12 protein-coding genes, 2 tRNA genes and 1 pseudogene are annotated in these 14,148 nt (G+C 55.1%); 5 read left to right on the forward strand and 10 right to left on the reverse strand.

Translation table 11 applies throughout. From position 1 onward, the window contains the following. Position 1: 1 nt before the first annotated feature. Positions 2 to 1,147: a hypothetical protein gene (locus tag ACA068_RS07030; RefSeq protein WP_497308666.1), complete on the forward strand. Its 1,146-nt coding sequence runs from the start codon at positions 2 to 4 to the stop codon at positions 1,145 to 1,147. Positions 1,148 to 1,329: 182 nt separating this feature from the next. Here ACA068_RS07030 and ACA068_RS07035 read toward each other — a convergent pair whose 3' ends face one another. The 3 genes from ACA068_RS07035 to ACA068_RS07045 form a co-directional block, all read right to left on the reverse strand. Next, positions 1,330 to 2,121, reverse strand: a complete 792-nt coding sequence (locus tag ACA068_RS07035; RefSeq protein WP_497308668.1) for a hypothetical protein — start codon at positions 2,119 to 2,121, stop codon at positions 1,330 to 1,332. Between the two features lie 66 nt (positions 2,122 to 2,187). Beyond that, positions 2,188 to 2,484, reverse strand: coding sequence for a hypothetical protein (locus ACA068_RS07040; RefSeq protein WP_497308670.1), 297 nt, complete (start codon positions 2,482 to 2,484; stop codon positions 2,188 to 2,190). 12 nt (positions 2,485 to 2,496) lie between these two features. Next, a complete protein-coding gene (locus ACA068_RS07045; protein ID WP_497308672.1) occupies positions 2,497 to 2,748 on the reverse strand; it encodes a hypothetical protein in 252 nt (83 codons plus the stop codon). Between the two features lie 625 nt (positions 2,749 to 3,373). On the opposite strand from ACA068_RS07045, the gene ACA068_RS07050 reads away from it, so the two are divergent. Then, on the forward strand, positions 3,374 to 4,168 hold the full coding sequence (locus ACA068_RS07050) for a DNA adenine methylase (RefSeq protein WP_497308673.1): 795 nt from the start codon (positions 3,374 to 3,376) through the stop codon (positions 4,166 to 4,168). A 69-nt stretch (positions 4,169 to 4,237) separates the two neighbouring features. Here the strand turns inward: ACA068_RS07050 and ACA068_RS07055 are convergent, their stop codons facing one another. Together ACA068_RS07055 and ACA068_RS07060 are read right to left on the reverse strand one after the other, a co-directional pair. Then, positions 4,238 to 4,525 carry a helix-turn-helix domain-containing protein gene (locus ACA068_RS07055; protein ID WP_497308674.1) on the reverse strand — a complete coding sequence of 96 codons (288 nt, stop codon included), beginning with the start codon at positions 4,523 to 4,525 and terminating at the stop codon, positions 4,238 to 4,240. Continuing rightward, the gene (locus tag ACA068_RS07060) at positions 4,525 to 4,839 is read right to left on the reverse strand and encodes a hypothetical protein (protein WP_497308675.1); all 315 of its coding nucleotides are present in this window, start codon (positions 4,837 to 4,839) and stop codon (positions 4,525 to 4,527) included. The genes ACA068_RS07055 and ACA068_RS07060 overlap by 1 nt, the downstream gene beginning before the upstream one ends. Positions 4,840 to 5,346: 507 nt before the next feature. Between ACA068_RS07060 and ACA068_RS07065 the strand changes: the two genes are divergently transcribed. Next, complete coding sequence (locus ACA068_RS07065; RefSeq protein ID WP_497308676.1) at positions 5,347 to 7,248, forward strand: potassium transporter Kup; 1,902 nt, start codon at positions 5,347 to 5,349, stop codon at positions 7,246 to 7,248. 184 nt (positions 7,249 to 7,432) lie between these two features. On the opposite strand, the pseudogene ACA068_RS07070 reads toward ACA068_RS07065, so the two are convergent. Beyond that, positions 7,433 to 7,758: pseudogene (locus ACA068_RS07070) on the reverse strand (DUF3077 domain-containing protein). A 492-nt stretch (positions 7,759 to 8,250) separates the two neighbouring features. On the opposite strand from ACA068_RS07070, the gene ACA068_RS07075 reads away from it, so the two are divergent. After that, complete coding sequence (locus ACA068_RS07075) at positions 8,251 to 8,541, forward strand: type II toxin-antitoxin system Phd/YefM family antitoxin (protein ID WP_497308677.1); 291 nt, start codon at positions 8,251 to 8,253, stop codon at positions 8,539 to 8,541. A gap of 11 nt (positions 8,542 to 8,552) precedes the next feature. Next, entirely contained in the window at positions 8,553 to 8,840 is a 288-nt protein-coding gene (locus tag ACA068_RS07080; protein WP_497308679.1) for a type II toxin-antitoxin system RelE family toxin, read from the forward strand. A 522-nt stretch (positions 8,841 to 9,362) separates the two neighbouring features. Here the strand turns inward: ACA068_RS07080 and ACA068_RS07085 are convergent. The 4 genes from ACA068_RS07085 to ACA068_RS07100 form a co-directional block, all read right to left on the reverse strand. After that, positions 9,363 to 10,658 (reverse strand): virulence factor family protein, encoded by a 1,296-nt coding sequence (locus ACA068_RS07085; RefSeq protein WP_497308681.1) that lies wholly within the window; start codon positions 10,656 to 10,658, stop codon positions 9,363 to 9,365. Then, positions 10,658 to 13,300: a bifunctional lysylphosphatidylglycerol flippase/synthetase MprF gene (mprF, locus tag ACA068_RS07090; protein ID WP_497308683.1), complete on the reverse strand. Its 2,643-nt coding sequence runs from the start codon at positions 13,298 to 13,300 to the stop codon at positions 10,658 to 10,660. Before mprF ends, ACA068_RS07085 begins: the two co-directional genes overlap by 1 nt. Before the next feature lie 278 nt (positions 13,301 to 13,578). Then, positions 13,579 to 13,655: transfer RNA gene (locus ACA068_RS07095), tRNA-Met, on the reverse strand. Positions 13,656 to 13,849: 194 nt separating this feature from the next. Then, positions 13,850 to 13,926 (reverse strand) — tRNA-Met (locus ACA068_RS07100). Positions 13,927 to 14,148: the final 222 nt, after the last annotated feature.

The following is a 14,148-nucleotide window of genomic DNA, read 5'->3' on the forward strand; positions in this document are numbered from 1 at the left end:
GATGGAGGGAATGAATGAGCTGTCAGTATTTATCCACCACATTTGGCAGTCGGTAACTGATGTAGTGGTAGACGATTATCATTTCGTCCACGATTGGGCGAAAGGTAGCATATTCTTTTATCAACTTTTTCTGTCCATTGCTGCGGCGTATATTTTTTGGATTGTTTTTAATTGGTTGCCTTATATCCGGCGAAGAAAAAAGCTGAGGCCTGTTTTCGACCTTGATTTGTTGCAATTAAGAGGGAAGTTGTTCGTCATGATTGACAGTGTGATGAGTCAGGGGCCTTTTATGACGACGGGGTTTTATCAGCGGAAGATAGTAGGTGGGAAATTACTTAATTATGATATTCGTATTGGCTTGCAAAATAAGTGTCTTAATAATCACTACTTGTATGATCCAGTTGCTGCACCATTTCTTGTCCCGATCGGCAGCTATCTTGAAAAAGACGCTGATGAGGCGCTTGTCTTAATCTCGAAAGCGTTACAGCTTAGTCATTTTGCAAATGCAAAAGAAGTCTTGCTGTTGGAAAGAATTAGGCAAGAACTAAAGCGGTTTGACTTCAGAGGTGATCTGCTTTCGAGTAACCCGAGTAACCCGATTAACCAAGTTTTTAGGCCCGCCGTATCATCGTTAACGTATATGGATGGACCTTTAGAGATTTTATACAAGTCATTCATGGAGTTGCAGAAATGTATTTTTGATGGCGCGGCTCTATCCGAGCAACAAGGCTCTATTGCGCAAGTTTTGTATTTGTTTAATTCGGATCAGTATAAAAAATGTTTAACCACTATCAGAAAGTATCTTTCGTATGGAAGTTCGAATGATACAGCGTTTCTGCATTTGAAATTCAAAATTCAGTGTCTTCATAGGTTGGGGAGAAGGAAAGAGCTTTATTCTGTCCTTGATGTCTTTTTAAGTAAGCAGCCTCGCGGAGAGAGTTTGACGTCGCTGAGAAACTTGCTGGTTGAACTTTCGGTCGATGCTGGCGCCGTTGCGATTTTTAGAAAACACTATGCGCAAGATGCATTAGAAAGGGCGCAAGAGGTAATTAGTAATGAAGCTGCTGTAATCGAGCAGTTTATAGCTAAAGCTAAATTCCTGTCGCAGCATTTTTCCACCTTGGACAAACGATTAGAGCCATTGTAGGGATGTCTCAAGAGGGGGCAGTGACCCTCTCTTTAACAGTGATAATCAATACTAGATTGTACGAAGACACATCTATCAGTGCCACTCGAAACAAAACCGATAACCGCCATTGTCAATGTCGCGTCGAGGTGACGAGGTAAAGGATTAGGATCGAGCGGTTTTTTTTTGTCAGCGCTCATAAATTATCTGACTAGATGCATAAAGCGTTTAGTCTCAAGCAGAACCGTTTTTACGCATGGTTCAACTATTCGTCTGCCGTCCAGTATAGTGAATTGGAATCTGAATTCTTTTTCAGGTTCGTAAGGGTCTTTAGGTTTAACGAATTCCATATTTCGTATTCTTTGAGTGAATTTTTCGAATTCGATTTCCTTGGCTTTGGTAACTGTGATTTGCCTATCTATATAAGTGACCAAGCCAAATCTAATATGTATTGTGAGGTTTTTCAGGGGCGTGTCAATTGGAATAATTGGCGGTCCTTCATACCGAGTTTTGTGGATTTTTTCGATCAGTAGGCCTGCTACGATGGTGGAAAATTCGTTTGCCTTAGCAAGGGCGATGTGCCAATTATCTTCATAGTGGGGGAATATCTCGGCACATTCTTTAATGTCTGATATATGAGAAAGACAAAAAATAAAACTGTTCAACGACTCCCGTTTTATTAGTGCTTTTGACTTGCCGATGGTTACGTAGTCACCACACTGCGTCACAGCGGAAAGATCAAATTTAGCGCTTGAATATCCTGGGTAATGCTCGACTGGGTGTTCACCAAATTGCATTGTGGTCCCATAGAGGGTGTTGATGATTTTTGTTGGGAGCGTTATCTCCTCTTCGAATAAAAGATTGAATCTGAGAACTCCTTCCTCCTGATCAACTAAAGCCGCATTCTCGATTGTCCTGTAGTGATGCAGCGTACCGAGCTGAATCGTCCCTTTGCTTGCATGATGTGCCGCTTTGCAACTTTTGGCTAAGAGCATTTTTCGACCTTGTTGCTAATAGAGTACGTCGCTTTAATTTTCACAGATATCATCGATCTCGCTTCCTCATTCTAGACGACACCACCAAGACTGAGCGTACGCGCAACCGTCGATGTATTCGATGCCGCTCAAAACAAAACCGGTGACAGCCATTCCTGCCAGTGTTGCATCCAACAGCAGGGGCAACGGATTTGGGTCTTTAGGCATCCCCACAACTACGCGAGCGACATTCGCGCTCCGACCGAGCTCATGGCAGTTCTCTGAATTTACCATTACGTTCCCTCTGATCGGAGGATAGCGCCGCCGGTCCTGAGACGTGAGCGCAATGCCATTGCGCCGCATAGGGGTTACAAGCATATGCATGATGCCCCCTATCTACTCACCACTTTGACGGTCAAGCAAGGCTTCCACCGCATAAGCCAGGGCCCCGTCGGCCTGCTCCAAGAGATCGCTAAGATCATCCCGATCAATCACATGGGAACGGTGCAGAGCGTGTGCCTGAGTCAGAAGAGCTTTATGGTGAGCGCCGGGGTGATCGAGCAACGCGACGTCGTCCCGCAGCATTACTTCCCACAACGCGATCGCGCTGGACTTATCACCCGGTACTTCAACGTGTTCCTGGTTCATCACGCATGCCCTCATTAGCTCTTTAAATACTGTACGTATACACAGTATATCAATGGGGGATGTTTGGGCTACGTCTGTCCAATGAAAAGCCGACCAGAGCGACGGATGAGTGCCGCGGAGAAAAATGTCGGACGAAGAAAAAAACCCAGGAAAAAGCACTTATCCCCCTCCCGCCGACGGGCTTTGCGTCCGTTTTTTGTGCAAATCCGGATGTTGTGCAAACGAGTCTGCAGCCCAGGCTGTCCGTGGGGCTCGGCGGGCGATGGTTATTTTCACAAAGTGCAAAGTTTTGAAGGAAAATGCAGCGCGTTCGCACATCGGTGTAAGGGGAGGTCACGGAGGGAGTGTCGTTAAAGTGCCCGGTTTCATTGGGCGGAAAACTGAAAAACCTTAAAATAGGGCAGATTTTAAAATTCACACTGCTCTCTACTCTGACTCACCAGGAGCAAGTCAACGTGATTCGCTCCACACTCGTAAATCAAACGAGACGCGGCTTTCAGCGCTTTGTGCAGACGGATGCGCATTGCACAGTGTCGTAGTGCCCGCGATTCGGGATAGAGCCTGGATCCTCAGGATGAATGCAGTATGATGGCACTGTTTATTTATACAGTAAGGTACTGTCTTGATGTCTGCACCTATCATTCCGTGGATGGGCGGCAAACGCCGTCTCGCCGATCGCTTAATTCCTCTCTTTCCCCCGCACGATTGCTATGTCGAAGCCTTCGCTGGGGGCGCTGCGTTGTTCTTTCTCCGTCCTCAGCCTGCCCCTGTGGAGGTGCTGAACGACTTTAACGGCGACCTGGTCACGCTCTACCGCGTAGTCCAGAACCACCTTGAGGAGTTCGTCAGGCAATTCAAATGGGCACTCAGCTCACGCCAGATTTTTGAATGGCAGAAGATGACACGCCCCGAGACGTTGACTGACATTCAGCGAGCCGCTCGGTTTTTCTACCTGCAGCAGCATGCCTTCGGAGGCAAGGTGACGGGCCAGACGTTCGGCACCGCCACGACGGGGCCTGCCATCAATCTACTGCGCATCGAGGAAAACCTGTCCGCCGCCTGGCAACGTCTTGCCGGTACATACGTGGAAAATTTGTCCTGGCTCGATTGTGCTGAACGCTACGACCGAGCGCACACGTTCTTCTATATGGACCCGCCATACTGGCAGACCGCTGGGTACGGGAATGACTTTCCGTTTGCGGAGTACGAGCGAATGGCCGATTTCATGCGGCGATGCAAGGGGAAGGTGATGGTCAGCATCAACGACCACCCGGACATTCGTGCGGTTTTTGATGGGTTTCATTTTGAGACTTTGAGCATTCGCTACAGCAACGGTAACCAGCGAGAGGGGAAGGCTGATCTCAGCGGCGAGCTGGTCATAATGAACTGGGAACCAGCGGCCTTGGGCGGCCTTTTTTGATATGGGTTAGCTGAGTATTTTCTCCAAACTGCGAGCCTAAAAAAGCCCGCTGTGCGGGCTTTGAAGTATTTAGCTCAATGCAGCAAGTACATGCTTTGGATCATTATGAATCGCTCGAAGCAAGGCACGAGCTGGACCTTCAGGCTCACGACGACCCTGTTCCCAATTTCTTAGGGTCCCTACCGCTACGTCGATACGTTTGGCGAACGTAGCCTGAGAAAGGCCAGTGGCCTGACGTATCTTTTTGACTTGAACCGCGTCTACGTGGAACTCCCGCGATGGCTGACGCTCACCGCGATCGATCTCATCCATCTGAGTCATGCTTTCCACAAGACGATCGAAGAGATTCTTTTCCATTATTTCCACCCTTTATTAAGTGCGCGAAGCTGCGCTTTCTGACTACTGGTCAAGGTATCCATAATCCCCTTGCGATAGATCAGAATCATTCGGATCTGGTGGGCTGCGGTGACATGGTAATAGATCACTCGAACGCCCCCACTCTTGCCTTTGCCCTTGGCTGCCCAGCGGATCTTTCTGAGACCACCGGTCTCCTCTAGGAGGGAACCAGCTTCCGGGTGCTCAGCCAGATAAGCTTGCAAAGCTCGGTATTCTTCATCGTCCAAGTGCTCCTTGAGATCGGAGGTAAAAACTGGGGTTTCGATGAAGATCATGCAATCCCTGCTGTGCGTCATTGGCGTAGTTCGGATGATAGGGAGTTATTCGGTTTTGTACAAGCTGTCACTTGTATTCGCTTGTGATTCTCAGCGTTTGGGGGACGAGTGGTAGGAGAAAGGCGAAGTCAGATTTTTAGTATAGATAAAGCATCGTAAGGGCAACCCAGAGATACAAAGCCAACCTTTGGATTGGCCGGCGCAGGAGTGGTGGACATGTCTAACCTCGGTATTTGGGACGCCTCCAGCCGAAGACGGCAAGGCGACAGACGGGCGCTATGTTGCGCCTCTGGTCAAAAAGTGCGCAATTCTAGCGATGAGACGCGCACTTGACCAGCTTTATGCAGGGAAATACGACGAGTGCTGCGCTATGCTTCGCGCCGTTACGCTTTACCGAATTTTTACAGTCAATGAAACGTCTGTAACGTCATGTGAAACAGCGCATGCTGCACGGCAAAGCATAGTGCTTCTTATAAGAAGTCCGGGTCAGGGTAGTAGGAGTATTGGATGGGGCAGGCAAGTAGTCAGGCAGCGGGTGCCGAGCATTCGGCGGCAAAGCCGATCGGCATGCTGGTCGCGGCGGTCGGGGTGGTTTACGGCGATATCGGCACGAGCCCGCTGTACACCCTTAAAGAGGTGTTCTCCGGCCACTATGGGGTACCGGTCAATCATGACGGAGTCTTCGGGATTCTGGCGCTGATTTTCTGGTCGCTGATTTGGGTCGTTTCAATCAAATACGTGCTGTTCGTGCTGCGTGCCGACAACCAGGGCGAAGGTGGGATCATGGCTTTGACCGCCCTCGCTCGGCGGGCTGCGGCCGGGCATCCGAAGTTGCGCACGTTGCTGGTGGTCTGCGGGCTGATCGGCGCGGCGCTGTTCTATGGCGACAGCATGATCACTCCTGCGATTTCCGTTCTTTCGGCGATTGAGGGGCTGGGGCTGGCGTTTGACGGCATCGACCATTGGGTGGTGCCGCTGTCGTTGGTCGTGCTGGTGGCGCTGTTCCTGATTCAACGTCACGGCACCGCGCGGATCGGCATTCTGTTCGGGCCGATCATGGTGACCTGGTTTGTCGTGCTGGGGGCGCTGGGTGTCTACGGCATCATGCAGCACCCGGAAGTGTTGCAAGCGATGAACCCGATCTGGGGCGTGCGTTTCTTCATCGTTCACCCGGGCATGGGCGTGGCGATTCTTGGCGCGGTGGTGCTGGCGCTGACCGGTGCCGAAGCGCTGTACGCCGACATGGGCCACTTCGGTCGCAAGCCGATCGCACGCGCCTGGTTCATCCTTGTTCTGCCGGCGCTGGTGCTGAACTACTTCGGCCAAGGCGCGTTGCTGCTCGGTGATCCGGAAGCCGCTCGCAACCCGTTCTACTTATTGGCTCCGAGCTGGGCGCTGATTCCGTTGGTGGTGTTGTCGACCCTGGCCACGGTCATTGCTTCTCAGGCGGTGATTTCCGGTGCGTTCTCCCTGACTCGTCAGGCGATTCAGCTCGGTTACATACCGCGCATGCACATTCAGCACACCTCCAGTGCCGAACAAGGCCAGATCTACATCGGCGCGGTGAACTGGGCGCTGATGGTCGGCGTCATCCTGTTGGTGCTGGGCTTCGAGTCCTCCAGCGCGCTGGCTGCGGCTTACGGCGTGGCCGTGACGGGCACGATGCTGATGACCACCATCCTGGTGTCGGCGGTGATATTGCTGCTGTGGAAATGGCCTCCGGTCCTCGCGGTTCCGCTGTTGCTTGGATTCCTCTTGGTGGACAGTCTGTACTTCGCTGCCAACGTGCCGAAAATCATTCAGGGCGGGGCGTTCCCGGTGATCGCCGGTATCGTGCTGTTTGTGCTGATGACCACCTGGAAACGCGGCAAGCAGCTGCTGGTGGAGCGCATGGACGAGGGCGGGCTGCCGCTGCCGATCTTCATCAGCAGTATTCGTGTGCAACCGCCGCATCGCGTCCAGGGCACCGCGGTGTTCCTCACCGCGCGCCCGGACGCCGTGCCTCATGCGTTGTTGCACAACTTGCTGCATAACCAGGTGCTGCACGAGCAAGTGGTGCTGTTGACGGTGGTGTACGAAGACATCCCGCGGGTACCGCCGACACGACGCGTTGAGGTCGATTCCTACGGCGAAGGTTTCTTCCGGGTGATTCTGCACTTTGGCTTCGTCGACGAGCCGGACGTGCCGCAAGCACTGAAGTTGTGCCATCTCGATGACCTGGACTTCAGTCCGATGCGTACCACCTACTTCCTCAGTCGCGAGACGGTAATCGCCTCCAAACTCGAAGGCATGGCCCGCTGGCGCGAGGCGCTGTTCGCCTTCATGTTGAAGAATGCCAACGGCAATTTGCGCTTCTTCAATTTGCCGCTGAATAGGGTGATTGAGCTGGGTACACAGGTCGAGATGTAAGCCACAGCAAAAAGCCCCCGTTGCCAGTGCGGCAGCGGGGGCTTTTTTGTGCCCAGGATTCAGAGGCGGGCGATGAACCCCTGTAGGAGCGAGCCTGCTCGCGATGGCGGTGTATCAGCCGATGCAAGTATCAACTGACACAACGCTTCGCGAGCAGGCTCGCTCCTACAGAGGATTTGCGGTGTTATCTGCTTTCGTGCAGCTCTTCTTCAGATTCAGTCTTCGTCCGAGCCGGTCGCGGCGTCAGCACCTTCACCACATCATCAATCACCGCCTTGCCCATCGCCGTCAGGTAATGCGCGGCCCAGGCGTGGCGGTCGGTGTCTCTTGCGAGGCGGCATCCTCGGCGAATGATTTGCCGAGGAACAGCAGGTCAGAGGCTTGTGACAAGGCATCAACGATGGGGACACCGGCGCGGACGTTGAACAACGCCTGGTCGGAGCAGTAGATGAGTGGGGTGTAGCCTATGGTTTTTAATTCTGAAATCGTGGAAGCATCAATTTTAGTCATGTCTATTTCCTAAGCTTGAGGAGCTGCCACGTTCGTTTCCAAGCGAATGGGTGGCAGCTGTGCGCAGGTTGGAAAACCGGGAGCCTAGGAAACCGGCACGTCCGAAGACGTCCCACGCACAACCGCCATGACAATAGATTGCAGCCGTAAAGGCCTGCGGTCATGTTGGGCACGTTGTTGCTGTACGCTCGTCGGGTTTCCAAGCCCGATCGCTGAAAGGTCAGCGACGTCCGGAGAGTATCCCGTCGAAGAAAAGCGCAACAAGGCGGCAAAGTGCCCAAACACGAGATTCGGAGTTTGCCTACAAGGTCTGCGGGCGTCATCCGATATTGCGACACCTTGAGTAAACAAAACTAAACATGCTCAGTGAGTGAGAAAAAACGCAGCTCGTCAGATTCGCGTTTTATTGCAGCTTGCTGTATGCCGAATTCAACGCAATACTCTGCGTAGAACTGTGTGTTCAAATTTGCACGAGTAGGTAGAGAGGTGAGTATGACGGCATTATTAGAGCGTGCTGACCAAGCGATATCGGTGACAGCGATGGTCAGGGGGTTCAGCGCGAGGCTTAAGGAAATCTCCAGCCGAGCCACCGAACGACTGGTCATTTTCAAAGACAATCAGCCAGCGGCGGTCATTATCAATGTCGAGGCGTATCAGGAAATGCTCGACGAGCTTGAGGATCTTCGCATTGAAGCTGCTGTCCGGGAGCGACTGATCGGGTTTGATCAGGCCAAGGGAGTTAGTCACGACGATATGCGGGCACGGTACGCCAGGAAAGACTAAAGGAGCTGTGGATGGTTTGGGGCGTTATCTATCATCCGGAGGTTCAGAAGGATCTGGATCTGCTGGGAGCTGTAGCGGCGAATCGCATTCTTGATGTTATCGAAGAGCGGATTATCAACGGTGAGCCGGACAAGAGTGGCAACCCCCTAAGAGCCAGCTTCGCGGGCTGCAGACGGATTCGCACCGGCGATACGCGGATTGTTTATCGAGTCGATGGTAAGGCCATTCAAGTGTTGATTGTCGCAGTCGGGGCCCGACGTGACGAAGAGGTCTATGACGCCGCAGAGCGTCGCCTATAAGTAGGAAGCCCCCGTTGCCGTGAAGGTAGCGGGGGCTTTTTTGTGTCCGATCACTTGAAACCACTGACCATCTCGTGGGAGTGAGCCTGCTCGCGATAGCGGTCTGTCAGGCAACACCAATAGCGAATATCAGTCCGCTATCGCGAGCAAGCTCGCTCTTATAGGCGAACTACGGTATTGCTTGCTTTCAGGCAGTTTTTCTTCAGATTGGTCTTTGTCCGGGCTGGTCGCGAGGTCAGGACCTATCGAAAGGTCTTGACGGCTCGATTTTTTCAAAGAAAAAAGTGTCCACGTTTTATGGAATGTGGACACTTGGAGTTTCTAGCTTGATGAAGAGTCAAGACGTTTTGCTTTTGCTTAAGATCGCCAGCCTGCACGCCCAAGAAGAAAAACGATTTGGGAAATGGAATCTGAGTTGAATTCGACATAAAGTCCGGCTAGCTAGAAGCGCTTCATGTCGCATGTAAAAAAGCCCCCGCAACCAAACAGCTGCGGGGGCTTTTTCGTGGGCGGGGCCTCAGATCACTCCTGAGCCGTCTCACCCTTGGCCTGGCGCTTCTCGATGATGTCCACCAACCGCTTTGCCAGCGCCGGGTAGTTTTCGTCGAAGTGATGCCCACCAGGCAGTTTCATCGCTTCGCCCACGGCGGTCTTGTCAGTACAGCCACTCTCATCGACTTCTTCTTCACCGTAGATGCACACCACTTTCTCCGGCGGCAGCTTGGCCATTTCCGGGCCGGTGGCGGCTTCTTTGCCGGCGTTGCCGAGCCAGCCTTCGACTTCTATTTCGAAGCTGCCGGTGCGGGCGAAGGCGAGCAGGATGATTGCGTCGACGCGTTGCTGTTCTGCGGGTTCCAGGCGGTTGTAGATCGCCGGCAGGACGTCGGCACCGAACGAGTAGCCGGTCAGGATGAAGCGCTTGGTGCCCCATTTCTGCCGGTAGTGCTGCATCAGTTCGGCCAGATCCAGGGCGCTTTGCTCCGGGCTCTTGTGCTGCCAGTAGTAGCGCAAGGTGTCGATACCGACCACCGGGTAGCCGATCTTCGCCATCTCGCCGGCGACGTCGCGGTCCAGGTCACGCCAGCCGCCGTCACCGGACAGGAACAGGGTCACGGTGTCCTTGGCTTGCCCGGCCGGGACTTCAACCACCGGAATCTGCAAGCCACCGGCCGCTTTATCGCCGCCGACCAGGATCTTGCGCAGTTCGTTGTTCAGGACTTGCGGCAGGTTGATGTCGTAGTCGCTGATGCTGGTTTCGGCGTTGGCTTGGTCGCGCACGAAGCCGGCGCTGGTGTCGTCCGGGTTGTCGTTCCAGGCCACCAGCCAGTGACCGTGAGCGGCGCTTTTCGGCAGCAAGTGGGTGCAGCCGGGTTTTTCCAGGGCCAGGTCGACGGAGATAGCCTGGGCCTTGTCGTCTTTTTGCTCGGACAACCAGCGCCACGCCAGCACCGCGCCGGGGCCGATACCGCTGACCAGAGTCGCCGGGCCTTTGAGTTCTCGCAGGCCTGATTGCAGGGCGCGACTTTGCAGCAGGCAGTCTTTTGGCAGAATGACCTGAACGATCTGTGCCGAAGCGCTGCGGCTCAGGGTCATCAGTTGTTTGTCGCTGAGTTTCTGGTCTTCATTGACCGCCACCAGCACCTGGGCGCGAGGCATGTTGCCGGGGATGACGCGGGTCATCGCCGCGCCATCGGCCGGTGTCAGCTGTTCGAGGGTAGGCTCGGGGGCCGGGCGTTTCAGGTACCAGAAACCTGCACCGAGAATCAGGGCCAACACGACCAGCGTGCCCAGTACGTACCGCAAGGAGCGTTGAATCATCAGCGTTTCACCAATCCAGTCAAGCCGCCCGCAATCAGGGCAGCAGTATCGGCCAGGGCAACCAGCGGATCGAGTCCGGCGGGCACGGCCATATAACGGGGTTCCCAGTCAGGCTGGAATTTGTCTTTGAAGCGGCGCAAGCCTTGGAAGTTGTAGAGCTGCTCACCACGGCGGAAAACCATCGAGCCCAGACGCTGGGTCAGCGGTGCGCCACGCCGGGGTTGCAACCCCGACAGCGGCACCATGCCCAGGCTGAAGCGCGCGTATCCATGATTTTTATAATGTTGAATCAGGCCGACCATCATGAACTCCATGGTCAGCTTGGGGGCGTCCGGGTGCGCGCGCATCAGGTCGAGGCTGGCCAGGTCATGGCCGTAGGTCTCGAGCAGGTTGGCGAAGGCCACCGGGCGTCCTTCGAAGCGGATCACCGCGACGCGGAAATGCTTGATGTAATCATCACTGAAACGCCCGAGCGAGAAGCCTTTCTCGCGCACGTTCTTGCCCGTCAGCCACGCATCGGAAATCACCTTGAGCTCGTCCATCGGCGCATGGCCCGGTTCAAAGATCTCCAGCGACAGGCCATCGCGAGTGCCGCGGTTCCAGGTGTAGCGCAGGTCTTTCATCTCTTTGCCCTTGGCGTCGAGATCAAAGCGTTTCAGATCGACCCGGGCTTCTTCGCCGAGCTTGATCGCGGTCAGGCCGATGTCCATGTAGTACGGCAGGTTCTCGGCGCGCACTTGATAGAACACGGGCCGGGCGTGGTGGATGTCGCAGAGGTCGCGGAACTGCCAGATCATTTCCGCCCGTTGCTGGGTCGGGCCGATCGGGTCATACAAGGCCACCAGGCTGCGGCCACGGCGGGCGTACATCAGGAACGCCTCGTCGTTGGGGTGAAACAGCAGCGCCTTGTCACCGGTCAGGGCCAGGCCACCGTCCGGTTGCGCGGAGGCCATCAGGATCTTTATCGCGCGGTCCAGTTCATCGGGCGTTGGCAGATGGATCACCGGGCGCGCGGTGCGCAGCAGCCAGGTCAGCGACACGACCACCAGCAGAACGGCGGCGCCCAACAATGAGCGCAAGCCGCGCGGGGCGTCGGCGTCGAGGGTGAACTGCCACCAGAGTTGATGGCTGTAGGGAACGTCCTGGTACGCAAACAGCAGCAACCAGATCGAGGCGCCGAGCACGCACAGGCTGGAGACCAGATAGAGCGGCGAGAATGGCAATTCGGTGAGGCGGCTCGGACGATAGAACGAGCGCCGGAATACCCCGAGCAGGCTTGCCGTCAGAATCAGCAGGCAGGCTTCTTCCCAGTCGAAACCCTTGAGCAGCGAGAGCAGGGCGCCAACCAGCAACAAAACGGTAGTCAGCATCCATGCCGCCGACAGGCGACGGCGAAGGCCTTGAGCCAGCAGCAGGCAGAGCACGCCAACCAGGCTGGCGCCGAAGTGCGAGGCGTCGACCAGTCGGTGAGGAATCAGAAAGCCGATGTGTTCCAGGCGGGTGTCGATTTCCGGGGTCACGCCGGAAAACAGCAGGACGACGCCGGACAGAAACACCAGTACCGCCAGAATCGGCGCGGCCAGGCCGGAGGCTGCGCGCAGTGACTGACGTGTCTGAAACAGGCGCTGACCTTCGTTGATCAGGAGCAGTACGCAGGCCACCAGCATTGGCAGCACCACGTAGATCAGGCGATAGAGCAGCAGCGCGGCGGCCAATGGAGCGGCGCCGAGTGTGTCGGCGAAGGCGGCCAACAGGATGGCTTCAAATACGCCGACACCGCCGGGCACATGGCTGAGCACGCCGGCGGCCAGGGCCAGCAGGTACACCAGCAGGAACGCACCGAAGGGCGGCGCTTCCGGCAGCAACAAATAGAGCACGGTCGCGGCGGCGGCCACGTCCAGGGCGGTGATGATCAGTTGCAGGAAGGTCAGGCGACGGCCGGGGAGGCGCAAGGTACGGCGTCCGACCTTGACCCGCAGGTTGTCCGGGGAAGGCTGTTCCGGCAGGCGACGGCGGTAGATGCCGATGGCCAATCCGCCGAACAGCAGCAAAACCGCCGCGGCAACGCCCCCCAGCAAACCCTCGGACAATCCCAGGGCCGCCGAGGCGGCAGGCAGGTTGCTGAGGGTCGCCAAGGCGGCCAGTGGTGGCAAGGCGCAGCCAAGAGAAAGGCTGGCGAACAGAGTCATTTGAGCGACGTCCGTAGCGCCTAGGCCATGACGTGCATATAAACGGTAGCGGACCGAGCCCCCCGAGAGCATCGAAAGGCCGATGGCGTTGCCGATGGCAAATGCCGTGAAGCCGCCCAGCGCCAGGATGCGCGGCGCCAGTGTCACGCCCGCGTAGCGGCTGGCCGACCATTCGTATCCGAGCAGAATGATGAAGCCGATCACGGTCGCACCTAATGCGCCCAGCAATGCCGGCTTCGGTACTTCCAGGATCGAGTCATGCAAAGCGTACAGGTCGAGTTCGCTCAGCAGATGACGACAGGCAATCAGCGCGATAGCGAACAACAGCAACGTCACCGCCAGGCCGATGGGCTGACGGTACTTGCTGACCAGATCCAGCAAGCGCAAACGCTCGGCCTTGATCGGTTGTGTCGCTGTGACAGTGTCTTGTGGATCAGACGAGTTGGCGCGCATCAATCACCTCTTGGATTGTGCGCGACAGGATGGGGGTATCCAGCCAAGTTACCAATCCCTGTAGAAAAAAATAATCACAAATATTAACGCCTCTCACCGGGTAGCGGCGATGGCATGTCATGGGTCGTAGAGGGTTCTGTCTGCGATTCAGCATAGTCTGCACTCACAGCCTGGGTGATCCCGAACGCTTCACTACACAGTGACAGGTCATTGTTGCGAAAGGACTTTTTCAACAGATACAAAAAAGGCCACTCTTTCGAGTAGCCTTTTTTGATGTTTGGTTGCGGGAGCCGGATTTGAACCGACGACCTTCGGGTTATGAGCCCGACGAGCTACCAGACTGCTCCATCCCGCGTCTGTGTGGCGGCATTCTATAGAGATACGCCGGTGTGTCAACCGTTAATCTGAAACCGGGTCAAATAAGCGTGAATAAGCGGCGAACGGTCGCAGGGCAGACTTAAGTTTCGGAATCAGAACGATTTCTCATTTCCTACCTAAAATAGACGCGCACAAAAAAGGCCACTCTTTCGAGTAGCCTTTTTTGATGTTTGGTTGCGGGAGCCGGATTTGAACCGACGACCTTCGGGTTATGAGCCCGACGAGCTACCAGACTGCTCCATCCCGCGTCTGTGTGTCGGCATTCTACAGAGGATCGCCGGGCTGTCAACCTTCAATTCGGATAAAACCTGTTCTGGTTCAATCGCTTAGCGGGAAGGTGGGGCAGGGTTATCGTCTGCGAGGCAGGTGTGGCAAGGCTTGCAGCTCTATCAGGTGGTGCTTTTCGATTGAGAAAATAAATTCACCGGTTACTTTTCCTACCGGTGGGGAAGAAGATTCAGACTACTGGT

This window comes from Pseudomonas sp. LBUM1660, from assembly GCF_059695935.1.

What these genes read in the sequence shown, in the direction of transcription:
- mprF (WP_497308683.1), bottom strand. Translation starts at nt 13,300, where the DNA reads ATGCGCGCCAACTCGTCTGATCCACAAGACACTGTCACAGCGACACAA.
- ACA068_RS07065 (WP_497308676.1), top strand. Translation starts at nt 5,347, where the DNA reads ATGGGGCAGGCAAGTAGTCAGGCAGCGGGTGCCGAGCATTCGGCGGCA.
- ACA068_RS07080 (WP_497308679.1), top strand. Translation starts at nt 8,553, where the DNA reads ATGGTTTGGGGCGTTATCTATCATCCGGAGGTTCAGAAGGATCTGGAT.
- ACA068_RS07030 (WP_497308666.1), top strand. Translation starts at nt 2, where the DNA reads ATGGAGGGAATGAATGAGCTGTCAGTATTTATCCACCACATTTGGCAG.
- ACA068_RS07050 (WP_497308673.1), top strand. Translation starts at nt 3,374, where the DNA reads ATGTCTGCACCTATCATTCCGTGGATGGGCGGCAAACGCCGTCTCGCC.
- ACA068_RS07075 (WP_497308677.1), top strand. Translation starts at nt 8,251, where the DNA reads ATGACGGCATTATTAGAGCGTGCTGACCAAGCGATATCGGTGACAGCG.
- ACA068_RS07045 (WP_497308672.1), bottom strand. Translation starts at nt 2,748, where the DNA reads ATGAACCAGGAACACGTTGAAGTACCGGGTGATAAGTCCAGCGCGATC.
- ACA068_RS07055 (WP_497308674.1), bottom strand. Translation starts at nt 4,525, where the DNA reads ATGGAAAAGAATCTCTTCGATCGTCTTGTGGAAAGCATGACTCAGATG.
- ACA068_RS07035 (WP_497308668.1), bottom strand. Translation starts at nt 2,121, where the DNA reads ATGCTCTTAGCCAAAAGTTGCAAAGCGGCACATCATGCAAGCAAAGGG.
- ACA068_RS07040 (WP_497308670.1), bottom strand. Translation starts at nt 2,484, where the DNA reads ATGCATATGCTTGTAACCCCTATGCGGCGCAATGGCATTGCGCTCACG.
- ACA068_RS07085 (WP_497308681.1), bottom strand. Translation starts at nt 10,658, where the DNA reads ATGATTCAACGCTCCTTGCGGTACGTACTGGGCACGCTGGTCGTGTTG.
- ACA068_RS07060 (WP_497308675.1), bottom strand. Translation starts at nt 4,839, where the DNA reads ATGATCTTCATCGAAACCCCAGTTTTTACCTCCGATCTCAAGGAGCAC.